The sequence below is a fragment of the Paenibacillus sp. V4I7 genome (assembly GCF_030817275.1).
Taxonomy (GTDB): domain Bacteria; phylum Bacillota; class Bacilli; order Paenibacillales; family NBRC-103111; genus Paenibacillus_E.
Window position 1 is genome coordinate 3194853 of sequence record NZ_JAUSZD010000002.1, and the last position, 25307, is coordinate 3220159.

The window sequence follows — 25307 nt, forward strand, 5'->3', positions numbered from 1 at the left end:
CTAAGAAAGCCCTGGCGACAGGGCGCAAGAATGAGGTGTACGCATGGCATTATGGACAATGATTCTCCGCAAGATGGCAAATAACAAATGGCTGCAGTTGAATTTATGGTTTGGTCTCACCGTATGTGTAGCTCTGTTCAGCTCAATGCCGCTTTATTCGGATGCCATCCTGCAGAGGACTTTACAGAAGGAGCTTCAGCTGGTCCAAAGCAAGAACTCCGTGTATCCGGGCTATATACGGGTTAGTACATCGGTCTCCTCCTCCAAGATGGATCAGAAAACAGTAGATGCGATTGGACGTGCGGACCGGTTCATTCAATCGGTTCCAGGGCGTTTGGGGCTGGAGGCTCTGTCCTTTTATCAGCAGCGCTTCACCCAGAAAATGAAGGTATACGGAGCGGACGCATCGGAGCAGGAGATTAAAACGCAGAAAACGACAGGCGGTTTTAAATCGCTGTCTGAAATGGAAAAGCGGGTTCGTCTCATTGACGGCCGGATGCCGGTTGACCGTACAGATGGCCTGTTCGAAGCGCTGGTGACACAGAATTTTCTTCATTCTGCCAAGCGCGATCTGGGAGAGGAGCTTCTGGCAGAATCGGCGGATAAGCAATTGTTCCGGGTCATCCCGGTTGGGATTATCGACACCGATCCGACAGCAGATGCTTACCTGCCATTTCTGGTGACAGATGAACCAGACGGTTTTATTATCCCCTTCCAGCAATTCGAACGTGAGTTTATTACGAAGGACGGCAAGGTAAGGGTATCTGATTTGGAATGGCGTTATGCAATGGATTACAAACAGATGAGCATTAATAAGATAGCAGCCTTTACCGAGGCCAATCGGGCGATCCGAAGCTATTTCCGCGGACGGCTTGGATCAGCAGAAGTTAATATTCCTGCGAATGAAACTATTGCCTCCTATCAGGGCAAGAAAGAGAAGCTTGATGTCATGATGCTGTCGCTGTATTCACCGGTTATGCTCATGCTGGCTTTCTATTTGTTTATGGCGGCGAATCTCGTCATTGAGAGGCAGAAAACGGAAATATCGGTGCTGCGGAGCCGCGGTGCCAGTAAGCTGCAGATCATGACTGCGTATACGCTGGAAAGCTTGCTGCTTGGTGCAAGCGCTCTTGCGGCAGGGCCGTTTATTGGGGTTACCTTTACCAAAATACTCGGAGCATCCAATGGATTCCTTGAATTTGTGCAGCGCTCGGCACTGGAGGTCAGCCTTACCAGCAGTGCATACAAGGTCGCGGTTGCAGCGGTGGCGGGAGCCATTGTACTCATCTTGATCCCGGCTTTTTTGGCGACCAGGGTATCGATAGTGAGTCACAAGCAGCAGATGGCAAGGCTCACCAGGATGTCCTTCTGGCATAAGACGGGAATAGATATTGTGCTTGTCGGTCTAGCATTATATCTGCTCTATAATTTCAATAACCGGCAGGAGGATTTAAAGCGTCTGGCACTGGATTCGGATGCCCTGCAGGTGGATCCGCTGCTGTTCCTGATGCCTGCGTTATTCGCGCTAGGGGCCGGACTATTGGTACTGCGGGTCTATCCATGGTTTATCCGGCTTGTTTATTGGGCGGGGCACAAGTGGTGGCCGCCTGCTCTGTACAACACCCTTATACAAATCAGCCGTTCATCAAGGCAGTATCTGACGATCAAAGTGTTTCTGGTGCTGACGGTGTCGACCGGCTTGTTCAGTGCCAATGCAGCTCGGACAATCAACAATAATATGGAGAGCAAAATCCAATATAACATTGGTGCAGATATAACCTTGACCACTCGTTGGGAGAGTGATGCTCCTCCGCCAAGCATGCAAGGGGCCCAGCCTCAGACACAGACGGCGCAAGGCACAGGCGAGAAGCGGGTGCAATATTCTGAACCGCCGTTTCAACCGTTCCAGAAGCTGGAAGGTGTTGAAGCAACGGCTAAGGTATTCCGGAAGGATGGGGCAAGATTTAGTGCAGGCAGTAAAAATACATCCGGAGCAGCTACTCTGGTAGGCATAGACACAATGGCGTTTGGTCAAACCGCCTGGATGAAGGACGGTTTGCTGGATCATTCGATCAACAGTTATTTGAATCTCATGGCAACTAATCCGAAGGCGGTATTAATCTCGCGATCGCTTGCTAATAAAGCCAAGGTGAAGCCGGGTGATCCGATCCGTATCTATTGGGATGGACTGGATGAAGCCATGTTTACCGTTTACGGCATTATCGATTATTGGCCGGGCTGGAATCCGCTGCCGGTTGCAGCGGATGGAGAGGAGAAGGTCTCCAAGCCCAATCTGATCGTCGGCAATTTGAACACCATTCAGAACAGGCTGGCCGTTGAGCCTTATGAAGTATGGCTTAAACTGAAGGAGGGCGTATCCAGCCAGTCCATCTACGATCAGCTAACTGCTGCCAAAATCAATGTGACCGAACTTCAAGATGCGATACAGGAGCTGATTACGTCGAGGAACGATCCATTCCGCATGGCGATCAATGGAGTCTTGACGCTGGGCTTTGTGATTTCCATGCTGATCAGCTTCTTCGGATTCCTTCTGTTCTGGGTGCTGGCTTTGTCAGGCAGAACGCTGCAGTATGGCGTCCTTCGGGCAATGGGGATTCCGTTCCCGCAAATTATCGGGATGCTGCTCAGTGAGCAGCTGCTTACCTCCGGCGCAGCGGTTATCATCGGTGTGCTCATCGGCAACATGACCAGCGAGCTGTTCGTGCCCTTGTTTGAAATGTCATTTGCGACGGCGGAGCAGGTTCCGCCATTCGAGATTGTTTATAAGCTAAGCGATTATGTGCAGCTGTACACCATCGTTGGCCTGACGCTTACAATCGGTCTGCTTATTCTCGGCTACCGGTTGTCACGGACCCGGATTGATCAGGCGTTAAAGCTGGGGGAGGAGTAAAACATGATCAGATGCGAAGAACTTGTCAAAATCTACAAAACGGCCGATCTCGAGGTCGTTGCTCTTCAAGGGCTGGATATGCAGGTGGAGGATGGCGAGCTGATGGCGATTATCGGCAATTCAGGCAGCGGGAAATCTACACTGCTGAATATGCTGGGCGGACTGGATAAGCCGTCTGCAGGCAAGCTGTTTGTAGATGGTAAGGATTTGCTTGCGTTCGGTGAGAAGGAGCTTGTGAAATATAAGCGTGAAACGGTCGGCTTCGTATGGCAGAATAATGCCCGGAATCTGATTCCTTATCTGACAGCGCTAGAGAATGTGGAGCTGCCCGTGCTCCTGAAGGGCAGAAGACGCAGGGCGCGCGCCATCGAGCTGCTTGAAGCAGTAGGACTAGGCCACCGTATTAAGAATAAGCTCAGCGAGCTGTCTGGCGGCGAGCAGCAGCGGGTCGCTATCGCCATCGCTTTGACGAATGAGCCTAAGCTCCTTCTTGCGGACGAACCAACGGGCTCGCTGGATACGAAGACCTCCGATCAGGTGCTGGATCTGTTCCGGACCCTGAATCAGACGATGGGGATAACGATTGTGATCGTTACGCATGATCCGCTGCTGGCCCGCAAGGTGGACCGGGTTGTCCAGATCAGGGATGGTAAAACCTCCGCCGAGATGATCCGCAAGGAATCCTATGCTGACGAATTGGCAAGGCTTGATGCCGCGGATGAGAAGTCGTTTCAGGAGGAGAGCCATATTGAATATGCCGTCCTGGACAAAGCCGGACGGCTTCAGATTCCAGCATGCTATCTGGACGGAGAAGGGTTTAAGGATAGCAATAAGGTGCGTGTGGGAATGGAGGAAGGCCGTATTATCCTCTATCCGCAGGAAATGGCGCCATGATCCGCCCCGCAAGGGGCGTTTATAGAATATACAAGAAGGGATAGGTGAGGTGTATTTAATGAAGAAATTAGGTTGGAAGCGCTCTTTATCAGGTGTTTTGGCAGCCGTCCTGATGCTGGCGTCCTTGTCGCTAAGTATACTGCCGAAACAGGCAGGGGCGGAAGCGGGAACAGAGAGGATTGCAACGGACTTTGAGGATGGCACGGTTCAAGGCTGGAGTGGACGCGGAGGGAATGAAGTGCTGACAACTTTGGGGCTTGCTGCCCGCACTGGGGCATACGGCCTGCAGGTTACAGAAAGGACACAAGGCTGGAATGGCCCGCAGCTGGATGTAACCTCCATAATGACGGAAGGGAAAACCTATTCGCTTACCGCATGGGTCAAGCTTCCTGCCGGTGTGCCGGCAGCTTCGATATCGATGACCGTTCAGCGTACAACGGATGGCACAACTTATTATGAAGGGGTCAATGCCGGGAATGTAACAGCGGACGGCTGGGTGAAGCTTAGCGGTCAATATCAATTGAAGCAGCCGGTTCAAAGTCTCTATGTATATTTTGAAGCTTCCTCTAACCCTGCATTGGACTTTTACATGGATGATTTTTCGATTGAGAGGCTTCCGGAACCGGAGCCGATTGTCATTCAGCAGGATATTCCATCCCTGAAGGATGTATTTGCCGATGATTTCAAGCTGGGTACGGCTCTTCTCGTCAATGAGATTGAAGATCCGAGCGGACCGGATGCACAGCTGATTAAGAAGCATTTCAACAGCTTGACGGCTGGCAATGAGCTGAAATGGGATGCTACCGAGCCGCAGGAAGGACAGTTCAACTTCACACGTTCGGATAAAATCGTTGATTTTGCAGTTGGGAATGGCATTGCCATGCGTGGTCATACGCTGATCTGGCATGCTCAAACCCCGAATTGGGTGTTCTACGATGAGTTGGGTAACCTTGCAAGCAAAGAGCTGCTGTTTGCTAGGATGAAGCATCATATTGAGGCCGTGGTTGGCCGGTACAAGGGTAAAATCTACGCCTGGGATGTTGTGAATGAGGTGCTTGAGCCAGGTGATAATCAGCCGGGCGGTCTCCGCAACAGCTTATGGTACAAGATTGCAGGCGAAGAGTTTATAGAGAAGGCATTTGAATATGCACATGAAGCAGATCCGAATGCGAAGCTCTATATCAATGATTACAACACGAATATGCCAGTCAAGCGGCAGGACCTGCATGATTTGATAAAAAGGCTGAAGGATAAAGGGATTCCTGTTGACGGCGTTGGCCATCAGACCCATATCGGTATTGCGTATCCGCAGGTTCAAGAGCTTGATGATATGATTCAGGCCTTTACTGATCTGAACATTGAACAGCAGATTACCGAGCTTGATATGAGCGTGTACACGAATGATAATGATGCCTATGAGACATTCCCGCTTGACCTGCAGATTAAGCAGGCGAAACGGTATAAGGATATTTTTGATGTGTTCAGGAAGCATGCGGACCAGTTAACGGCTGTTATTTTCTGGGGCAAGGATGATCTGAATACTTGGCTGCGCACCTTCCCGGTCAACCGCAACAACTGGCCTCTGCTGTTTGATGAGCGGCTTCAGGCGAAATACGCCTATTGGGCTTTGGTAGATCCAAGCAAGCTGCCTGTGGATATTCAGAATACAACAGCAGCAAATGCCGGTGCTGACATTGACGGTAAGCTGGAGGATGCCTGGAGCAAGGCATCTGCCGTATCCATACTCAGCGAAGGGGCAGCTGTCGCGAAGTTCAAAACGTTATGGGATGCAGACCATCTCTATATTACTGTTGATGTATCGGATGCAAGCACGAACGGAAATGATGCAGTAGAAGTATTTATCGACGGCAATAACGGTAAGACATCAGCATATGAAGCGGATGACAAGAAATATACCTTCCGCCGGAGTGGAGCAAATCCGGGCAAGGCTGCTGCATATAAAGTGGTTAAGCTTGCAGACGGATACCGGATCGAAGCGGCAATTCCGGTTGATGGCGTATCGCTGAACGACAAGCTTGGATTTGATGTCCGTATTGAAAACAAGGCTGACAGCACGGTAACGAATATTTCCTGGAACGACAGAACGGGATCACAAGATACGGATACGTCAAAATATGGCGTGTTAACCCTGATTGAGGGTCCACAATATTCGGAGGCTCTGGTGGGCACGCCAGTTATAGACGGCAATATGGATTCCCTATGGAGCAAGGCAAATATATTATCAACTGACCGCTGGGTGCAAGGGACCAATGGGGCAAAAGCAAAGGTTAGAACGCTGTGGGATGCAGGACGTCTATAGAAAAACGTGTGTAAATGGAAGTAAAATTATTGAGGAGGAATTGTCAATGTATAAGAAGTTTATTGCATTTTTATTAACATTTACATTATTACTGAGCCTTGGACCAGGTATATCTGTGTTTGCTACTGGTACAACTGTTCAGAATCCGGTCATATGGGCAGATGTACCGGACGTAGATATCATCAGGGTAGGTGATGCCTACTATATGACTAGTACAACAATGCATATGAATCCGGGAGTTCCGATTATGAAATCTACGGATCTCGTAAATTGGGAAATTGTTAATTATGCATATGATATACTTGCTGCTAATGACAAACAAGCTCTATTAAATGGAGAAAACGAATATGGGCAAGGCTCCTGGGCAAGCGCCATAAGATATAATAAAGGTAAATTTTATATTGTGGTTGGCTCATTACATGAAGCAGCTTATGGACCGTTACGTGAAGGAAGGGCTGCTGAAGGGCTCCCTGACCTCGCAATTTTCCAATAATCTGGATCAGGCACAGCATCAGCTGGATATCGGGAAGCCGGATCAGGCCGCCAAGCATATGGAGGATTTCGTGAAGCACTTGAACAACGAGGCCCTTGGTAATGATTCGGCTAATCAAGTGAAAACGGTTCTGAATGCAGATGCCCAGCAGTTGATTCAACAGTGGAATAGTGCTGACACTACGAAAAGATAGTATGTATTTTGGTTGAAAATAAAAGCCCGCTATTTTGGGACTGTTGACAATCTATCCAATTGAATAGGTTTTTTAAAGGGCCGTATAGAATTAATTTCTATACGGTCTTTCATTTGGAGGGTTAAGCTATGATGGGTGTAGATAAGGACAAACAAAATCAATTGATGTATATAAGTCTGGATGATCTTGTGCCTAAAGATCACTTGCTTCGAGAGATCAAAAATAAAATCGACTTTTCATTCATTTACAAAAAAGTACAACACCTCTACTCACCTATTGGACGTAAATCCATTGATCCTGTTCTTTTGATGAAGATGCTGCTTATTGGATACTTGTTTGGAATTCCTTCGGAGAGAAAATTAGAACAAGATATCGTTGTAAATCTTGCCTATCGCTGGTTTCTTGGTCTGGACCTGACTGAGGCAGTACCGGACCATTCTACGTTAAGTCATAACCGTCGCAGGAGGTTTAGGGATAGTCAGATATTCCAGGAAATCTTCGATCACATTGTTTCGGAGTGTATCACGAAAGGTATCGTGACGGGTGAAATTGTCGTTGTAGACTCTACTCATTTAAAGGCCAATGCCTCCAACAGCAAAGCAGAGAAAGTCGTAGTGGAAAGGAAACCTTCGGAATATTTCAAGGAGTTAGAACAAGAAGCTCGCCGGATCGAAAACGAATTGGATGATGATCCGAATAAGAAGAAGCGCGGGAGAAAGCCAAAAGAGGAACGTTCTGAAAAAGAAATCATACAGAGTAAAATCGATCCTGAAGCAGGATTATTAAGCAGGTCTAATAAACCGAAAGGGTTTCACTATTTGGCACATACGACTTTTGACACGAAACATGGAATCATAACAGATATCCATGTTACTCCAGCAAATATGAATGATCACGAACCATTTGCCGCTCGGTTAAAAGAACAAAAAAGAAAGTTTAATTTACCAATTCAAAAGGTTGGTGCAGATAAAGGCTATGATCGTTCTCCTGTTCATCATGCGCTTGAGAAGCTTGAAATCGAAGGATATATAACGACTATTGATTCTGATGAAAATCATTTACAAAAACTCGGTTTTGTTTACGACAAAATCAGTAACACATATAACTGTCCTGAAGGAAAATCCCTTCGATTTTCATACATAAGCTGGCATACGGAAAAGCAAACTTACAGTAAGATATATGCTTCACAAAGTAAGGATTGTAAGCAATGTCCGTTGCGTTCAAGCTGCTTTGGTAAAACAGGGGCCAATAAAACAATTCGGCGTCCGTTATTTCAAGAAGCAAAAGAACGAAATGTAGCGCGTAAAAAGACAGCCGAATACCGTACGATTCAGAAAGCAAGGCGTGTGTGGTGCGAGGGCAGTTTTGGAACGATGAAAAGATGCCATAACCTAGCCTATACATACAAGAAGGGCATTCGGAACGCCACCGAGCATTTCCTTCTTTCCGCATTGGCATTAAACATAAAACGTATAGTAAAGGTGGTATAAAAGCGAAGGATACACACACCGAAAGTCGCATTAATTCAAAATAAAATACGGAAATAGCAGTGAGGCTAGGGAAATAATTCCCTAGCCTCACTTTGTCAACAGTCCCATTTTAGCGGGCTTTTCCATTTTCGCCGAGCAATTTTTTTTATTTTCAGGAACTTTTTTCGAAATAGTCAAAGTCCGGATAAGTATAGGGAGAGTTAGGTGCTGGAATTTTCTCAATTTTGCTAGCATGGATTTTCATGATTTCATTTCCGTTATAGTTCGTCTTTTCAAGTATTCCGGTGATTTTTACCCAGGTATCTTTCTTAAGCTCTTTTCCTGCTGCAGATTCGACCATCAAACCGTAGGGGGCTGCATCAGCGGAACAGCACTGAACGGCAAATCGGGATACGACAAATTGGTCTTCCTTCATATCATTCTCCCTATAGACAAAGCCGCTGATATCCACCTTTTTCCCCATGAAATTCTCCATGTAAAAGTCCATGGACGAGATGATTTCCATGAATCCTTTTTCCCCGATAGAAATGAAATCTTTCTTATACAGTTTTTTACCCAGTTTCGCGAGATCCTCCGAGTATTCATCATGCGGAAACAACGTATCCAGCGGGTCTGAGACGGTTGAGGTTGGCAATTTGTTCGAATCAGCAGCTTTCAAAGAAGGCGCAGTTTGCTCAGTTGAAGCAATGACAGATGGAGCAGGTGTCGGAGAACCTGGTGTCACGGTATCAATCGATACAGAGACGGAATCCGTTTTATTGGATGCTGTCAGGGCAGTTGCCTTTTGATTGACGTTCCCCGTAAGGCTGACTCCCTTCTTGGCAGCCAAATTGCTTTTCATGGCCACATCGGGCAGAAGTAATCCCAGCAGCAGAGAATCGCGAACAAAGAGTAAAACACACCGTTGGCCGCACGGGACGTCGATACGGGATTGCAATCCGTACATCCGCACTCGTTTTTTGCCCGACCCCACCACAACGACCTTCGAATACGACGCGGCTGGCCGGCAATCGGCCGTTACAGCGGCTGACGGCGGCCGCACGGTATATTCCTATGACGCATGGGACCGGGTCATCCGGGAGGAAGCAACGATTCGCGCGCACGTGCCCGCTGGTCTTCCCATTAACTTAAGCGGACTCGCGGAGCAAGCGCAAACTGCCGTGACGGAGCGCAGATACGACTCTGTCGGACGGCTCGTGGAAGAGAAAAGCCCTAATGGGGCTTGGATGCGTAACGTTTACGACGGCAATGGCCAAGTCGTGAAGCAGTCGCAAGGCGGGTTGGTTCCAAGCTGGAACGGTACCCCGCTTGCTTCGGGTGCTGCCGATCCGCTTTATCCGGGCAACCAAGTGATTAGCTCCCAATCCTATTTGTACGATAAGCTTGGTCGGGTCGTGTCCGAGACAGACGGTAACGGGCAAACGGTAACATACAGCTACTCGGGTCGAACGGTAAAGACATTGACGCCAACGATCGGACTTAACGGAAACCGTGTGGTTGTGTCGAGCCAAACTACTTATGACACGGGAGGGAATGTCGTACGTTCCGTGAATGAAGCGAACGGAACGACGAGTGTGACCTATGATGCATTCGGGCATACGAAGCTGACAATTAACGAAGAGGGTCAGCAAATCAGCTACGTTACCGACGCTTACGGACGAACAAAGCAGCGCGTCGAGCAAGTTGATCGTACCGGACGCACGCAAACGATTGCCTACAGCGTCGATGCATGGGGTAACGTATGGCAGGAGAAGCGCGAGCTGAACGATGGGGCTTGGGCAACTACGGTTTCCAAATACTCGCCAGAGGGTGATTTGCTGCAAACGACTGATCCGTCAGGCCTCGTTACGGACTACGCGTACGATAAGCACGGCCGGCTTCAGCAAAGTCAGGAGACCGACCGCACAACCGGATCCGTCCGCGTGACCGCATACGGCTATGACGTTATGGGCCGTCGTGTGGCGATATGGAATGACCGTTCCGGTCTGTCCTACACGAACACTTCGGGCTTTGGACTTCTGAAGCTGGCTGGGAGATAGAGTTCGCATAATAATGCGGCAGGGTCGGGTAACGGAAGAGTAGTCGTATCTCTGTTGGCAGACGGTTGAGATGCTCACAGTATGGTCAAATAAGGAAGCCATATTAACGCTTTGACATATGCTCAAGCGGAGGAAACCGGCTAAAGTTAGGGACTTATGAATAAGTCCAAAGCTTTAGCCGGTTTATTTTTTTGCGACTGCAAGCGCTTTCCAAAATGACATTTCGTATTGCGCATTAACCGAGCTTTGCTTGCGGTACTCATTAGCGCTCGCGCCGGTGTATTCCTTGAACTTCTTATAGAACCAGTCAATTTCCGTATAACCTACCTCATTTGCAATCTCATAGATCCGCATATCTGTTCTTTCGAGCAAAATTTTAGCCTTCTCCATTCGCTGCTGAAGAAGATATTCGTTAAACGACATATTCTCTTGGTCTTTGAATTTCTGGCCAAGATAGGCACAGTTGAAATGCAGCAGGCTTGAGATTTTTTTTAAGGTAATGTTCTGATTCAATTGCTCCTGTACATATTGCTTGACAAGATCAATGTTGGACGGTTTCTGACTTTTTTTATTCTCATGATTTAAGATTAGCCGATGGGAGTGAACAGATTGAACGTCGAGCTCTTTCTTGACCTTGCGAAGGCTGGAAGCCAGATCCTCCGGCTGTACCGGATCCGCAATGTAATCGCTTACCTGAAAGGCCATCGCTTCCCGCAGCAGTTGGAAATCATGCCTGCCTCCAAGAAGAATAATAGGAACCCGGCTATGCTCGCGGATCCGTTCACAGAGCAGCATCCCGCTGGCCTGCGAATGTTTAAGATCGATAAGAATAAGGTCGACTGGCTGTGTACGGATATTGGCTTGAGCGTCAACGAGAGAATCCGCATCGGCTTGAAGCATGAAGCCATGCTGCTCCCAATGAAACATAAGTCTGGTTTCTGCTGCGGAATAATGGTCAGGTTGAACTAGCAACGCCTTGTACAAAGGATGAACCTCCCTTTCGATAGGAATCGTCACACTGATGAGTTATAGTTTTAATTATTGTTCATTCTGTGGACAGGTGACAATGTGCATTTCTTTATCCATCATCCATTTGTTTACCTCTTGGCTTAATAGCTGCCTGACAATCCGCGTTATTCCGCGAAACCTATAAATTGACAGGTCATTGTCCTATTTACAGGCAGGTTGTTGGTCAGAAATGTAAGCGCTACACTTTTCCTGTAAACCAATTTAGGGGGGACCAATGTGAGAGTAAGAAAGACGGTTATGATGCTTTCGACTTTGATGTTAGCTGCTTCATTAACAGCATGTGAAAGTGGCGGCAACAACGGCAATGGGAAAGGGAACGTCAATGGCAGCAATCCGGATGCGACTGCAAACAATAAAGCAGCAGCCCCCAATAACGCTGCGGCGCCGAATAATACCGGCACTACCAAAGAGGATACCTCTTCGCCAGAAATGGACTTCGACATGGGCGGCAGAACGATCAAGGTTGTATCCTGGTGGGATATGACAATTGGAGAAGACAATCCTGACAATATCCAGCGCAAGAAGAACCTGGAGGCGCTTGAGAAGAAGCATAACTTCAAGATGGAATTCGTAGCGGTTGACTACGGCGAATACCAGCAAAAAGTTGTCGCATCCCTGCTTGCAGGCGAACCGCTTGGCGATATTGTGAGATTGGGCAAAAACTACACCATTCCTACCCTCGTGCAGCAAGACCTGTTATGGCCGGTTGATGAATACACGAAAAACACGAAAGTATTTAATCCCAAGGTTACCGAATACATGTCATATAAGGGCCGCGGTTACGCCTTTACTGAGGGTCAAGGTAACTTGATTACCGGTATTTTCTATAACCGTACTCTTCTTAACAAGCTTGGTATTAAGTCTCCTCAAGACTATGTGAAGGAGAACAACTGGAACTGGGATACATTCACTCAAGTTGCTAAAGACGCGAACAAAGATACGAATAATGACGGAAAGCTGGATACATGGGGACTTGCATCAGCCGGATTTATGGATAATGCACTTGTCTCCAATGAAACGAGCCTGACCAATGGAGATAAGCAAAATCTGGACGATCCAAAAACCGTTGAGGTATTTAATTTCCTCTCCAAACTGGCAACAGAGAAAGCCGCCCGCCCAACAGAAGGCGGAGACTGGACAGAACAAGGACAATTCTTCCGTCAAGGCAATACGCTTATGTATGCAGGTGCCATGTGGGAAATTGGCGGTTTGAAAAAGGATATGAAGGACTACGATATCGGCTTTGTGCCATTCCCGAAAGGTCCAAGCGCAACGGCTTACCATTCCAGTGAAGCGGCATTCCAGGCTCTGACCATTCCGAAGAGTGTCGAGAATCCTGATCAACTGATATACATCTGGGAAAAAATCAATGATATCGATTCGATCTACGACTATGCGGATCAAGCATCGCTTGAGAGCAACTTCACGGATGAGAACGATATCCAAAACGCCCGTGATGCAGACGCAGGCATGCTGGTGCTTGACAGCGGTACTTTCCCGAAATTCCCTTACTACGAAATAATCGGCGATCTGACCTCAGGCAAGTCGGTATCTACGGTGGTCGATACCTATAAAGCGAAGGCTCAAGCTGCTATTGACGAAGTTTACAAAAAGTAACAATTGAAGTTGATGCCGGGCAGTCCCCATTTGGAATATTGCAATGGGGACTGCCCGCTGAAGTGAAATCTCTTGCCGCAGGAGGGGAGAAGAGTTGAGCAACAAAAGAAGAAAGCGCTACGGAATTGCCATACTGGTTCTACTCGTATTTTTTTTGTCCATTTGGACTTTCTACCCTTCGGGTCAGCTGCATAACGGACACGCGCAGGCGATGGGCGGATTTCAGGCGATTACAGATTCAGATGACAATGGCGGCTATAACGAGTATTTGAAAAGTTATTCAGCTGATGACAGACCCTCTCAAGTCATTCGTATAGAAGGCGAAAGCTTCGCTCATAGCGATGGAGAAGGATTTGAGGTGGCCGATCATCCGGAAGGACTGGACGGAAAAGCAATTATTACGCCGGATGCCGGCTCAATCAGCTGGAACGTTCCTGTTGAGCAAGCCGGACTCTATAATCTTCGGATTCATTACTACCCGATTGAGGGGAAAAGCTCAGCCATTGAACGTACGCTCACTATTAATGATGAGCAGCCGTTTACAGGAGCTGAAAATCTGTTGTTTGACCGGTTATGGGGCAACCGTGATGCCGAGATCCAAAGAGATGACCGGGGAAATGATCTTCGTCCAAGACAGATTGAGAAGCCGGCTTGGCAGCTCAAGCCATTCATGGATAGTGAAGAGTATTATGAAGAACCTTATTTGTTCCATTTCGACAAGGGTATACAGAAGCTTACGCTGACGGCTTCCCGAGAGCCGATGGCCATCGACTATATCGAGCTGTATCAGGATCAGACGGTCAAATCCTATGAGGACTTGAAGAAGGATTATGAAGTTGAAGGATTAAAGCCTGCCAAGGATCAATATATGATGATTCAGGCGGAGGACGCGGTGCTTAAATCATCTCCCACACTATATCCATTGTCTGACAAGTCAAGCCCTGCCGTAATCCCGTATGATGTGTCCAAGATCAGGATTAACGCAATTGGCGGCGTGAACTGGAAGCTGCCGGGGCAGTGGCTCGAGTGGGAAGTGGATGTACAACAGGAAGGATTATATCAGATCGCATTAAAGAGAAAACAGGATCAGCTTCGCGGTGTATACAGCACACGCAGTCTGATGATTGACGGCGAATATCCGTTTAAAGAAATGAAGCAGATTCCGTTTAATTTCGATATGGACTGGAAGATGGACGTCATGGGCGGCGATGAGCCCTATTTGTTCCATTTGACCAAAGGCAAGCATGTGCTTCGTTTGTCCGTATCCCTGGGCGAGATCGCTCCGCTGCTACAGACGATTGAATCAAGCGTCCTGCAGCTTAATGAGATATACAGAAAGATTCTGATCATTACCTCCAATTCGCCTGATCCGTACCGTGATTACCAGTTAGAGAAGCGGGTTCCGGAGATGATGGAAGTGTTCAAAACACAGGCAGCCACGATAAAAGGTGTTGCCGATTATCTCAAACAAACGACAGGTGAGCAAAGTGATAAAGTAGCGGTTCTCCATATGTTGGTGAATCAACTTGAAGAGATGGCTGCCAAACCTGAGACGGTTGCTAAACGGTTGACCTCCTTCAAGACCAATGTAGGCGGACTTGGTACATGGATTCTGAACGTACGCGTACAGCCGCTGACGCTGGACTATTTAATTGTATCTTCACCCGGTGCGAAGCTTCCGCGGGCAGGGGCGACCTTTTTCCAAAAGGTTAAGCATGAGCTGGGAGGGCTAGCTGCTTCATATACGGAGGACTATGACAGCATCGGCAATACGAAGCAAAGCGACAAGTCCATTACCGTATGGATTACGACCGGCCGGGATCAGGCACAAGTATTAAAGAGCTTGATCGATGAGAGTTTTACACCGGAGTCGAATATTTCCGTGAAGCTAAGACTTGTACCAGGGAATATTCTGCTTCCTGCAACGCTTGCTGATGAGGGACCTGATGTTGCCATGCAGATTGGTGAAGATGTACCTGTCAACTATGCGATGAGGAAAGCTGCGGCGGATTTGTCTGTATTCCCTGACTTCAAGGAAGTTGCCTCCAGATTTAACGAAAGCGCATTGGTTCCTTATGAATACAGCAATGGAATATACGCCTTGCCGGAGCAGCAGACCTTCCCGATGCTGTTCTACCGGAAAGACGTTCTAGCCGAAATCGGATTAACACCGCCACAAACCTGGCAGGACGTGTACAACATGATCTCGGTACTCCAGAAGCATAATATGGAGTTCTTCCTGCCAAACGACGATGTAACAAACAACGCAAATCTTATCCCGAATGCAACCTTCTCTATGCTGCTTTATCAGAACAGTGGAAAGTTTTATTCAGATGACGATAAGAAGAGCGCATTAGATTCGGATATCTCCATGGAAGTCTTTAAGAAATGGACGCAGTTCTATACCAACTATAAATTCCCGCTGAAGGCGGATTTCCCGAACAGGTTCCGTACCGGTGAGATGCCAATCGGGATCGCAGATTATACGACTTACAACAATTTAACGGTGATGGCACCAGAGATTAAAGGACTATGGGACTTTACGATGGTGCCAGGAACAGAAATGCCAGACGGTACTGTCAATCATGAAGTAGCCAGCCATACAACCTCGGTGATGATGCTCCAGAATGCCAAGGATAAAGCTGCAGCATGGGAGTTCATGAAATGGTGGACCAGCAAGGAGGCACAAATTGCTTATGGCCGTGAGATGGAAGGGCTGCTCGGAGAAGCCGCTCGTTATCCGACCGCTAATATTGAAGCGCTTGAAGAATTACCATGGCCGGTGAAGGATTATCAAAATCTTCAAAGCCAGTGGCAATGGGTGGAAGGAATTCCTCAGGTTCCGGGCGGGTATTTCACAGGACGCCATCTGGACAACGCCTTCCGAAAAGTAGTCAACGGCAATGAGAATCCTCGCGAAGCCTTATCAGATTATCTCTTGTATATCAATGATGAAATCGCAATTAAGCGAAAAGAATTTAATTTATCGAACTAGCTTGGGGGTGAAATCCGATGCCTGAAACGAGTCAAACCGTAACCGTGCCTGTGCCTGATCTCATTAGGCAGCCTGTCAAGGTATCAAGATTGGCGCAAACGATCCAAGAGATCAAGAGAAACAAGCACTATTATATCCTGATGAGCCCGTACATGATTATTTTTATCCTGTTTACCATTATTCCGGTTGTATTCTCGATCTGTCTCAGCTTTTTCTATTTCAATATGCTCGAATTTCCAAGGTTCGTAGGATGGGACAATTATTCCAGGCTGTTTCTGAATGATGATGTCTTTATGATTGCCCTGCGGAATACGTTCATGTTCGCTGTCATTACAGGACCAATCAGCTATCTCGCCTGCTTCCTGTTTGCCTGGATTATTAATGAGCTGTCTCCGAAGATCCGGGCGATTATGACTTTGATTTTTTATGCGCCATCGATATCAGGAAATGTGTATTTTATATGGCTGATCGTATTTTCGGGAGACCGTTACGGTTACTTGAACGGTTTCCTGATCAAAATCGGCTTTGTTCTGGAGCCGATCCAATGGCTTTCGAACGAGAAGTATATTCTGACTATCGTCATTATCGTTCAGTTGTGGCTGAGCCTCGGTACCAGCTTCCTTGCTTTTATCGCAGGGCTTCAGACGATTGATAAAACGCTTGTAGAAGCAGGCGCAGTTGACGGAATCCGGAACCGTTGGCAGGAGCTATGGTTCATTACGCTTCCATCGATGAGGCCGCAGCTGTTATTCGGCGCTGTCCTGCAAATTACGGCTTCGTTCGCCGTTGCGGATGTTTCAATTGCCTTGGCGGGCTTCCCAAGTGTAAACTACGCGGCGCACACGATTGTCACGCATCTGATGGATTATGGCACGATCCGCTTTGAGATGGGTTATGCCTCAGCCATTGCAACGGTTCTATTCCTGATTATGGTGGGTGCCAACAAGCTGACCCAGAAATTGCTTAGAAAGGTCGGTGAGTGATTTTGAACAGTTGGACGGCGGTTTTCCGTATTCAGAAAAAACTTAACCGCTCCTTTACCGTCAGTTTTTTACTCTTCCTGCTCCTTGCCGTGTTCGGCCTTTTTATGGCCATTCCGCTTGTGTACGCAGTGAACAATGCCTTCAAACCGCTTGATGAGCTGTTTATTTTCCCGCCTAGGATAATGGTAAATAATCCGACGCTGGATAATTTCTTTGACTTATTTGCTTTAATGGGCAATTCCTGGGTTCCGCTGTCCCGCTATATTGCGAATACGCTTGTTATTACGCTTGTAGGAACGTTTGGGCATATTCTTCTTGCGTCAGCAGCTGCCTATCCGCTTGCCAAGCATAAGTTTCCGGGCTCTCAAATCATTTTCTCCACCGTAGTCTTGTCACTGATGTTCTCTGGCACGGTTACTGCCATCCCGAACTATATGATGATGTCTTGGCTGGGATGGATTAATACGCATTTATCGATTATTATTCCATCGCTTGCTTTCCCGCTGGGTCTATTCCTAATGAAGCAGTTCATGGAACAGATCCCGGATGCACTAGTGGAAGCTGCCAAGATTGATGGAGCAAGCGAGTATCGGATCTATTGGCAGATTGTAATGCCCAATGTAAAGCCTGCCTGGCTGACCCTTATGATTCTGCAATTCCCTATGCTGTGGGGCTCTGACGGAGGCAACTTTATCTACAGCGAAAATCTGAAGACGCTGCATTACGCATTGGGGCAAATATCGCTTGGGGGAATTGCCAGGGCTGGCGTTGGGGCTGCCGTTGCGCTCATCCTGATGGTCGTTCCAATCACGCTCTTCATCATATCCCAGAGCAGTGTCATCCAGACGATGGCAACGTCCGGGATGAAAGAGTAGAAGGGAGCCGAAGCATGATGTGGGTACAAAAAAAAATATACCTCCTCATTGCCCTATGCTGCTTAGTTGGCACAAGCGCAGGAGGAACAATGGTTCAGGCAGCAGATGGCGCAGAATCCTATAACTATTCTTATTGGGAGTTAACAACCGCAGCTCCTGCAGCATACCAGGCTAATGTCTTGTGGAACGGCGAAAGCATAGGGGCAGGAGCTTTTAAAGAGCCGAGCGATTTCCATGTGACAGATGATCAACAAATCTATGTGCTCGATTCAGGCAATAACCGGGTTGTCGTGCTGGATGACAAGTTTCAGCTAGTACAGACGATCAGCTCGTTTGTCCATGACGGCAAAGAGGAGACCTTCAATAACCCTCAAGGGTTATTCGTAACCGACAATAAACAGCTTGTAGTAGCGGACACAGGCAATAAACGGATTGTTCAGCTTGATCAAAGCAACCATCTGGTGAAGATTATCGAAGCTCCAAAATCCGATATGCTGTCCGGGAAATTTGATTTTCAGCCGGTCCGGGTTGCTGTTGATAAGGCGCAGCGGATTTATGTCATGTCCGCCGGCGTGTACGACGGATTTATGGAATTTAGTCCGGACGGTACGTTTACCTCATTTGTTGGCGCGAACCGGGTTTCCTTTAATCCGACGGATTATTTATGGAAGATGCTGTCGACCAAAGCGCAGAGAAGCCAGATGGTCATGTTTACGCCAACTGAATTTACCAATCTGGACATTAATCAGGAAGGCTTTATTTATGCAACAAACGGCCAGGACAGCGAGAATGTCAAAAAACTGAATGCCCAGGGCAATGATATATTGCGCAGAGATGGTTACTTTGCTCCGGAGGGCGACATCCGCTATATGAATGCTGACGGACCCTCCCGGTTAATTGATATTGACGTTGGCGACAGCGAGATTTTCTCCATTCTGGATGGCAAGCGCGGCAGAGTTTTCACTTACGATGGAGATGGCCATTTGCTGTATGTGTTCGGCGGGATGGGCAATCAAATGGGTCAATTCAATACGCCGGTTGCCATTGAGCGGCTTGGCGATGAATTCCTCGTACTTGATAAGGCGCTTGGCGAGATTACCGTATTCCAGACAACCGAATACGGCCGCACGCTGAATGAGGCTGTCACAAGCTACTATAACGGTGATGAAGATAAAGCCTATAGCTTATATCAGCAGACAATCAGCATGAACGCCAATCTGGAATTCGCGTATGCGGGGATTGGGAAAGCGCTGCTGCGCCAAGGCGATTATCACGAAGCCATGAAATATTTCAAGGAGAGTATGAATCAGAAGGGATATTCCAAGGCCTTCCTGCTTTACCGTAAAGAAGTGCTTCGCGAGTATTTCCGCTGGATTATGACAGGCGTTCTTCTATTCATTGTTAGTTGGTTTGGGATCAGCAAGTACCGGAAACGGAAAGGGGGGAAGAAGATTGCCTTCATGGAACAGTGAGCCGTACAAATATCCATTATATTTGATACTGCATCCCTTTAATGGCTTCTGGGAATTAAAATATGAACGCAGCCGGAAGCTGAATCTGATTATCTCCTTTGTCATCTTGATCCTGCTGATTGTCATGAAGATTATGCAGACACAGTACAGCGGATTTCTTGTCAACATTGTATATCCAGACAGTATGAACAGTCTGATGGAGACGTTATATGTCGTGGTGCCTGTCCTGTTCTGGTGTGTAGCGAATTGGTCGCTGACAACCTTAATGGACGGGGAAGGGAAATTTGTCGAGATATTTACCTCGACTTGCTTTGCCTTGGTACCTCTCCTGGTCATTCAGCTGCCTTGGATCGGGCTGAGTAACCTCATTTCGCTGGAAGAAGCGTCTTTCTATCATTTTTTCAATAGTTTGTCCTTGCTCTGGTGTGCCTATCTCCTGTTTGTCGGCAATATGACGGTGCAGCAATATTCACCGTCGAAGACAATCGGAACTATTATTCTCACCATTGTAGCTATGGCGTTTATGGCTTTCTTATGCTTATTATTCTTTAGTTTGATTCAGCAGATGATTGCTTTCGTGCAAGTTATTCACCAAGAAATCGTACTCAGGAGTTAGGGAGGAGGCAAGAAGATGAATAAGGCCAGAATGGCCCTGCTGACCGCATGCTGTCTGGTTGGGATCATGCTTACCGGATGCTCGGATTCCACACCGGGTAAACAGGCGGGAGAAGCGGATCAAGCCGCAATGACATTTAAGCAGGGAAAGGCTTTGAGCGCGTCCTTCACTGATCCCCGCTTTGTCGACATGAAAGGGGTGGCCGAGAATAATCAACTTCGGTTATTCGCAGATGATCAGACCGGCGCTATCGCAGTTCTTAATAAGCAAAGCGGAGATGTTTGGCGCAGCAACCCGCCAGGCAGCAGCGGGGATACCCTTGCTGCCGGCGTGAATAAGGACTTATTATCATCCCAGATCAAGCTGGACTTCTACAATAATTTCGGACAGCTTAACTCGATTAATTCCTATTCGGACAGCGCTGTTAACAAACAGATCAACATGGAGAAGCTTCCGAATGGTCTCAGCGTTACTTATCAATTCGGCAAGGCGGAGAAGACGCTTGAAGATATGCCCAAGATGATGAGTGCCCAGCGGTTTGAGGCATTAAACAAGAAGCTGGACAAAACGGGACAACGTGCGTTAAAAATCGCCTATAAAGAAAATAAGGAACAGACGGCGTATGAACGAAATGACAGCGCGTTAAACGGGCTTCAGCTTGACCGAGCTCTGAAAGCGATCGAAGCTGCTGGCTATTCGGAGGAAGATCTGAAGAAGGATATGGAGGAACTCCATTTCTCCCAGGAGAAAACAGTCCCGAGAATATTTGAAGCTACAATCGAGTACACCCTGGATGGCAACAGTCTGGTTGCCGCCGTCCCGGTGGAAGATATTCACTACCCTGAAGAGTATCCGGTAAACAGTGTTTCTTTCCTTAATTTCTTTGGAGCCGGCGGGAAAGACGAGAAAGGGACGATGCTTGTTCCGGACGGTTCAGGTGCACTTATTAACTTTAACAGCGGGAAAACCAGATACCCTTCCTATCAGCAGCTTGTCTATGGTCAGGACAACACGATGGCAAGAACGGAAGATGCTGCAAGAGAAGAAGCAGTCAGGCTTCCAGTATTTGGCGTCATCCGCGAGAACAGTGCTTTCCTTGGCATTATTGAGCAAGGCGAGTCTGCTGCAACGATTCATGCGGATATTAGCGGCAGGCTGAACAGCTATAACTATGTTTATCCAAGCTTTTATGTCATCAATAAAGGCCAGGTAACGCTGGATGCCAATGGCCAGCAGCGTTCGCTTCCGAAGTTCCAGGAAAATCCGATGAAGTCTGATTTTGTTGTCCGGTATGCCTTCCTGAACGGGGAGGATGCCACCTATCAGGGAATGGCCAGCTACTATAAAGAATATCTGATTAATAACAAGGCGCTTCCTGTTCAGGAGAAAGCTGCAGATAAGGATAATATCCCGTTCTATCTCCAGCTGGACGGAAGTATTTCAGATAAAAAGCATTTTATGGGTATACCGTACAGAGCGCTTGAGACACTGACAACCTTCAGTGAAGCCAAGACGATTATCAATCAGATGAAGCAGCTGGATATTCATAATATTAAGCTGAAGTATGCCGGGTGGTTTAACGGGGGACTTGATCATAAAGTGCCCAAATCCATTTCGGTAGACGGAAAGATTGGCGGAAGCAAAGGGCTGAAGGATTTGGCATCATTTGCAGCAGGCAACGGTGTTGCGCTTTATCCGGACGTAGCGGTACTAACCGCGAATACCGGTGCGGATTTTGATGAATCCAAATCAGCATCGAGAACGTTAAGAGGGGATCCGGCAGCGTTGTATCCGGTTGATTTGGCATTGAATAGGCGAGATAGGAACAAGCCGCCATCTTATATCGTTTCGCCTCGGCTTGTTGAGAGCTATGTTGATTCAACCTTGAAAGGTATCAGCAAATTTAATACGGAAGGTATTTCGGTCAGGGATCTTGCCGATCAGCTGAACAGTGATTACCGGAAGCACAACCAGATCGACAGGACGGAGTCCGAGGAGATATCCCGGGCGGCGCTGGCGAAGCTGCAGGGCGGAAATTTGCAGGTGATGGGTAACGGCGGTAATGCTTATGCGCTTTCCTACTTGTCCGACATAACAAATGCCCCTATGGGAAATAGCGGCTTCAAGCTGGAAGATGAGCAAATTCCGTTCTATCAGATGGTTGTCCGTGGGTATGCCGAGTATACGGGAGCTCCTTATAATCTATCGAATTATACGAATGAGAAACAATATATTTTGCAGTGTCTGGAATTCGGCTCTAATGTGTACTTCGAATGGATTTACGAACCAAATTATACGGTGAAGGATACCGATCATAACGAATTATTTGCGGTGAACTACAAGCTGTGGATTGAAAAAGCTGCCGGCTTGTATCAGGAAGTGAACAAGGTACTGAAGAATGTCCGGAATGAGCCGATTATCGGGCATGAGAAGCTGCAGCAAGGCGTCTATAAGACGGTATATGGAAATGGCATGTATGTCGTTGTTAACTATAACCGTTCACAAGTGACGATAGATGGCAAGACCATCGAAGCCGAGAGCTACATGACGGGTGGTGACCAATCTTGAAACTCATATCAAAGCTCGGCATGAAGCATCGAACCTATGCAGAGCAGAAGGCGCTGTTGGGATTTCTGTTTGTGCTGCCCTGGCTGCTCGGGTTTATCTTTTTCTTTATTATTCCGCTGGTTAACTCTTTCCGATATAGTCTCAGCAAGATTGAAGCAAACTCCTCCGGCATGAAAATCAGTTTCATCGGCTTTGAGAACTATATCAATGCTCTGACCGTGAACACAAGCTTTAACCGTACGCTGACGGAGTCCATCATTAACATGGTTGTTAATGTCCCGTTAATCGTTATATTCAGCTTGTTCCTGGCCGTTCTGCTTAATCAGAAGTTTATTGGCCGCTCCATTGCGCGCTCCATCTTTTTCCTTCCCGTTATCCTGGCTTCCGGTGTCATTATGACGCTGGAGACATCGAGCCTGGTTCAAGCGGTTAACGATCAGAACCAAGGCTCTGGCGGTGCTATTCATGCTTTAGGCGCTTATGAGCTGGCGGGACTCATGCTGGATGCAGGCGTGAGTGAGAGTATCGTTAATTATTTGACCAGTGCGGTAGAGAGAATCTACCAGATCGTCAGTCAATCCGGGGTACAAATTCTGATTTTCCTGGCAGGCATTCAGACCATCTCCCCGCAGCTGTATGAAGCTTCCAAGATGGAAGGGGCAACAGGCTACGAGGCGTTCTGGAAGATTACCTTCCCGATGCTCAGCCCTCTTATTCTTGTTAATATGATCTATACCATTATTGATTCCTTCTCCAGGAATGAGATGACGGATCTGATTAAAGAGACGGGGTTTGCCAACTTTGACTTTGGACTAAGCTCGGCAATGGCTTGGCTTTATTTCGTTTCGATTATGCTGATCCTGCTCATCAGTTCCTATATCGTTTCCAGGAAGGTCTTCTACCAGGAATAGAAAGAAGGTGATTTCGTTGATCATGGCCCGATTGTTATCGATTGAAAGCTGGAAGCGCTGGCTTTGGTCGTTCGTTCGACTAGTACTGATTGCCGGACTTTCATTTGTTATCCTGTATCCAATTATTCAAAAAATATCTACCGCAATAAAAGCAAAAACGGATCTATATTCACCCATTGTCGTTTGGATACCCGAGCATTATTCGTTTGAAAACGTCAAGAACGCCATATCCATCATGGATTACTGGAAGACGCTGCTCAATACATTCACGTTGTCGTCAACAACCACGATTCTGACCGCGATATCTTGCGCACTGGCAGGCTATGCGTTCGCAAGATTGAAGTTCAAGGGCAGTAATCTGCTGTTTGCAGGTGTCATTCTGACCATTATGGTACCGCCAACGACGATACTTATTCCTATGTATCTGAATCTGAAAGACTTCAGTCTGATGGGCTTGATCCCGCTTATTACGGGGAAATCTGTGAATCTGTTGAATTCCTACTGGCCGTTTATCTTAACATCCATCACGGCAAATTCCTTGAAAGCCGGATTATATATCTTCATATTCCGGCAGTTCTTCCGGGGAATTCCGAGGGAGGTTGAAGAAGCCGCCTATATAGACGGAGCAGGTGTTGGTCAGACGTTCCTGCGGATCATGCTGCCTAACGCGATTCCTTCCATTATAACGGTACTGCTCTTCTCCTTCGTTTGGCAGTGGAATGACAGCTTCTTTACAACAACCTATCTGACATCGAGCCATGTGATGTCAACGCAGCTGTCGTCCTTGCCTTACAATCTGACTATATTCCTGGGGAATGACGCATTTGCGAAGGATCCGTTCTACTTGAGTATGGTGCAGGATACAGGGATTCTGCTTGCTATTCTGCCTCTTATCATTATGTATCTGTTCGTGCAGCGCTACTTCGTCGAAAGTATCGAGCGGACAGGACTTGTTGGGTAATTGGGCTCGCGATTCACCTGGTGAGAACTTGCTGGTCACAGCATTCTCACTAGGTGTTTCTTATTTCACAAGAAGGCGGGTTTCTTATGCTGCAAGTGCGGAAGAAAGTTTTTTTCACTATTATCCTCTCAGTGGCTCTCCTCGCTGTAATCATAATAATGCTGGCGTTGAACAAATCCGGAGAAACCGGTCAGACCACAGAGGATCCTGTTCAAACAACGCATCAAACAGAATCAACAGCACCACAAGAGCCGGAACGCAGTACGGAGCCATCGAAGCAGCCGGCTGAAGCCGTAGTGCCTTCTGTGCAGATGGATTTACCGTTGCTGGCGGAAACTTTCAAGAATGATTTTTCCATTGGAGCTGCCCTGGAGCCGAACCAGACGAGCGGATTATCGGCAGATCTGATGAAGAAGCAAGTGAATATGCTAGTCGCCGAAAATGCGATGAAGCCGGCTTCTATCCAACCGGTAGAGGGACATTTCAATTGGGATCAGGCGGATCAGATTGTAGCTTTCACCAAGGAGAATGGCATGGCTGTCCGCTTCCATACGCTTGTATGGCACAACCAGTACCGGATTGGTTCTTTCTGGACGCGAATGGCAAACCGATGGTGGATGAGACCGATGCCAAAAAGCGGGAAGCGAATAAGAAGCTTCTGCTGGACCGACTGGATGCTCATATCCGGGCCATTGTTAGTCGCTACAAGGAGGATATTAAATATTGGGATGTTGTTAATGAAGTTATTGAGCCTTCTGATCCAGAAGGCATGCGGAACAGCAACTGGTATAAAATTACGGGAACCGATTATATTGCGACAGCCTTCCGTGCTGCAAGGGAGGCGGGCGGACCCGGGATTAAGCTGTATATTAACGATTATGGAACGGATGACCCGAAGAAGCGGAACCGTCTGTATGAACTGGTGAAAGAGATGCTCGAT

The 25307-nt window shown here is 47.5% G+C and carries 18 protein-coding genes and 2 pseudogenes; 18 read left to right on the forward strand and 2 right to left on the reverse strand.

All coding sequences use genetic code 11. From position 1 onward, the window contains the following. Positions 1 to 43 precede the first annotated feature (43 nt). The 6 genes from QFZ80_RS15830 (at position 44) to QFZ80_RS15855 (ending at position 8301) form a co-directional block, all read left to right on the forward strand. A complete protein-coding gene (locus QFZ80_RS15830) occupies positions 44 to 2911 on the forward strand; it encodes an ABC transporter permease (RefSeq protein ID WP_307559888.1) in 2868 nt (955 codons plus the stop codon). 3 nt (positions 2912 to 2914) lie between these two features. Further along, entirely contained in the window at positions 2915 to 3805 is an 891-nt protein-coding gene (locus QFZ80_RS15835) for an ABC transporter ATP-binding protein (protein WP_307559891.1), read from the forward strand. Positions 3806 to 3863: 58 nt separating this feature from the next. Further along, positions 3864 to 6125 carry an endo-1,4-beta-xylanase gene (locus tag QFZ80_RS15840; protein WP_307559893.1) on the forward strand — a complete coding sequence of 754 codons (2262 nt, stop codon included), beginning with the start codon at positions 3864 to 3866 and terminating at the stop codon, positions 6123 to 6125. A gap of 46 nt (positions 6126 to 6171) precedes the next feature. Next, positions 6172 to 6618 carry a family 43 glycosylhydrolase gene (locus tag QFZ80_RS15845; protein ID WP_307559895.1) on the forward strand — a complete coding sequence of 149 codons (447 nt, stop codon included), beginning with the start codon at positions 6172 to 6174 and terminating at the stop codon, positions 6616 to 6618. After that, the gene (locus tag QFZ80_RS15850) at positions 6545 to 6811 is read left to right on the forward strand and encodes an FIMAH domain-containing protein (protein WP_307559897.1); all 267 of its coding nucleotides are present in this window, start codon (positions 6545 to 6547) and stop codon (positions 6809 to 6811) included. The genes QFZ80_RS15845 and QFZ80_RS15850 overlap by 74 nt, the downstream gene beginning before the upstream one ends. A 128-nt stretch (positions 6812 to 6939) precedes the next feature. Further along, a complete protein-coding gene (locus QFZ80_RS15855) occupies positions 6940 to 8301 on the forward strand; it encodes an IS1182 family transposase (protein WP_307559899.1) in 1362 nt (453 codons plus the stop codon). Between the two features lie 151 nt (positions 8302 to 8452). Here QFZ80_RS15855 and QFZ80_RS15860 read toward each other — a convergent pair whose 3' ends face one another. Beyond that, positions 8453 to 9142 (reverse strand): TIGR03943 family putative permease subunit, encoded by a 690-nt coding sequence (locus QFZ80_RS15860; protein WP_307559900.1) that lies wholly within the window; start codon positions 9140 to 9142, stop codon positions 8453 to 8455. On the opposite strand from QFZ80_RS15860, the gene QFZ80_RS15865 reads away from it, so the two are divergent. Further along, positions 9120 to 10340 carry an RHS repeat domain-containing protein gene (locus QFZ80_RS15865; RefSeq protein ID WP_307559902.1) on the forward strand — a complete coding sequence of 407 codons (1221 nt, stop codon included), beginning with the start codon at positions 9120 to 9122 and terminating at the stop codon, positions 10338 to 10340. The genes QFZ80_RS15860 and QFZ80_RS15865 overlap by 23 nt on opposite strands. Before the next feature lie 183 nt (positions 10341 to 10523). Here QFZ80_RS15865 and QFZ80_RS15870 read toward each other — a convergent pair whose 3' ends face one another. Beyond that, positions 10524 to 11324 carry a response regulator transcription factor gene (locus QFZ80_RS15870; RefSeq protein ID WP_307559904.1) on the reverse strand — a complete coding sequence of 267 codons (801 nt, stop codon included), beginning with the start codon at positions 11322 to 11324 and terminating at the stop codon, positions 10524 to 10526. Positions 11325 to 11585: 261 nt separating this feature from the next. Between QFZ80_RS15870 and QFZ80_RS15875 the strand changes: the two genes are divergently transcribed. From QFZ80_RS15875 to QFZ80_RS39060, 11 genes and pseudogenes are all read left to right on the forward strand, one after another. After that, on the forward strand, positions 11586 to 12986 hold the full coding sequence (locus QFZ80_RS15875) for an extracellular solute-binding protein (protein WP_307559906.1): 1401 nt from the start codon (positions 11586 to 11588) through the stop codon (positions 12984 to 12986). Between the two features lie 94 nt (positions 12987 to 13080). After that, positions 13081 to 15981, forward strand: coding sequence for an extracellular solute-binding protein (locus QFZ80_RS15880; protein ID WP_307559908.1), 2901 nt, complete (start codon positions 13081 to 13083; stop codon positions 15979 to 15981). A gap of 17 nt (positions 15982 to 15998) precedes the next feature. Next, on the forward strand, positions 15999 to 16964 hold the full coding sequence (locus QFZ80_RS15885) for a carbohydrate ABC transporter permease (RefSeq protein ID WP_307559910.1): 966 nt from the start codon (positions 15999 to 16001) through the stop codon (positions 16962 to 16964). Beyond that, entirely contained in the window at positions 16961 to 17839 is an 879-nt protein-coding gene (locus QFZ80_RS15890) for a carbohydrate ABC transporter permease (protein ID WP_307559912.1), read from the forward strand. The genes QFZ80_RS15885 and QFZ80_RS15890 overlap by 4 nt, the downstream gene beginning before the upstream one ends. Positions 17840 to 17856: 17 nt before the next feature. Continuing rightward, positions 17857 to 19311: a hypothetical protein gene (locus QFZ80_RS15895; RefSeq protein WP_373460406.1), complete on the forward strand. Its 1455-nt coding sequence runs from the start codon at positions 17857 to 17859 to the stop codon at positions 19309 to 19311. After that, complete coding sequence (locus QFZ80_RS15900) at positions 19292 to 19927, forward strand: YIP1 family protein (protein ID WP_307559916.1); 636 nt, start codon at positions 19292 to 19294, stop codon at positions 19925 to 19927. Before QFZ80_RS15895 ends, QFZ80_RS15900 begins: the two co-directional genes overlap by 20 nt. A 15-nt stretch (positions 19928 to 19942) precedes the next feature. After that, positions 19943 to 22495: a DUF5696 domain-containing protein gene (locus QFZ80_RS15905; RefSeq protein ID WP_307559918.1), complete on the forward strand. Its 2553-nt coding sequence runs from the start codon at positions 19943 to 19945 to the stop codon at positions 22493 to 22495. Further along, positions 22492 to 23406 carry a carbohydrate ABC transporter permease gene (locus QFZ80_RS15910; protein ID WP_307559920.1) on the forward strand — a complete coding sequence of 305 codons (915 nt, stop codon included), beginning with the start codon at positions 22492 to 22494 and terminating at the stop codon, positions 23404 to 23406. Before QFZ80_RS15905 ends, QFZ80_RS15910 begins: the two co-directional genes overlap by 4 nt. Positions 23407 to 23428: 22 nt before the next feature. Next, entirely contained in the window at positions 23429 to 24367 is a 939-nt protein-coding gene (locus QFZ80_RS15915) for a carbohydrate ABC transporter permease (RefSeq protein ID WP_373460100.1), read from the forward strand. Between the two features lie 311 nt (positions 24368 to 24678). Next, positions 24679 to 24882 (forward strand): annotated as a pseudogene (locus tag QFZ80_RS39055) (endo-1,4-beta-xylanase); the annotation flags it as partial. Between the two features lie 95 nt (positions 24883 to 24977). Beyond that, a pseudogene (locus QFZ80_RS39060) lies at positions 24978 to 25244 on the forward strand (endo-1,4-beta-xylanase); the annotation flags it as partial. Between the last annotated feature and the right edge of the window lie 63 nt (positions 25245 to 25307).

What these genes read in the sequence shown, in the direction of transcription:
- QFZ80_RS15850 (WP_307559897.1), top strand. Translation starts at nt 6,545, where the DNA reads ATGAAGCAGCTTATGGACCGTTACGTGAAGGAAGGGCTGCTGAAGGGC.
- QFZ80_RS15860 (WP_307559900.1), bottom strand. Translation starts at nt 9,142, where the DNA reads ATGAAAAGCAATTTGGCTGCCAAGAAGGGAGTCAGCCTTACGGGGAAC.
- QFZ80_RS15895 (WP_373460406.1), top strand. Translation starts at nt 17,857, where the DNA reads ATGTGGGTACAAAAAAAAATATACCTCCTCATTGCCCTATGCTGCTTA.
- QFZ80_RS15830 (WP_307559888.1), top strand. Translation starts at nt 44, where the DNA reads ATGGCATTATGGACAATGATTCTCCGCAAGATGGCAAATAACAAATGG.
- QFZ80_RS15835 (WP_307559891.1), top strand. Translation starts at nt 2,915, where the DNA reads ATGATCAGATGCGAAGAACTTGTCAAAATCTACAAAACGGCCGATCTC.
- QFZ80_RS15840 (WP_307559893.1), top strand. Translation starts at nt 3,864, where the DNA reads ATGAAGAAATTAGGTTGGAAGCGCTCTTTATCAGGTGTTTTGGCAGCC.
- QFZ80_RS15885 (WP_307559910.1), top strand. Translation starts at nt 15,999, where the DNA reads ATGCCTGAAACGAGTCAAACCGTAACCGTGCCTGTGCCTGATCTCATT.
- QFZ80_RS15915 (WP_373460100.1), top strand. Translation starts at nt 23,429, where the DNA reads ATGGCCCGATTGTTATCGATTGAAAGCTGGAAGCGCTGGCTTTGGTCG.
- QFZ80_RS15845 (WP_307559895.1), top strand. Translation starts at nt 6,172, where the DNA reads ATGTATAAGAAGTTTATTGCATTTTTATTAACATTTACATTATTACTG.
- QFZ80_RS15855 (WP_307559899.1), top strand. Translation starts at nt 6,940, where the DNA reads ATGATGGGTGTAGATAAGGACAAACAAAATCAATTGATGTATATAAGT.
- QFZ80_RS15905 (WP_307559918.1), top strand. Translation starts at nt 19,943, where the DNA reads ATGAATAAGGCCAGAATGGCCCTGCTGACCGCATGCTGTCTGGTTGGG.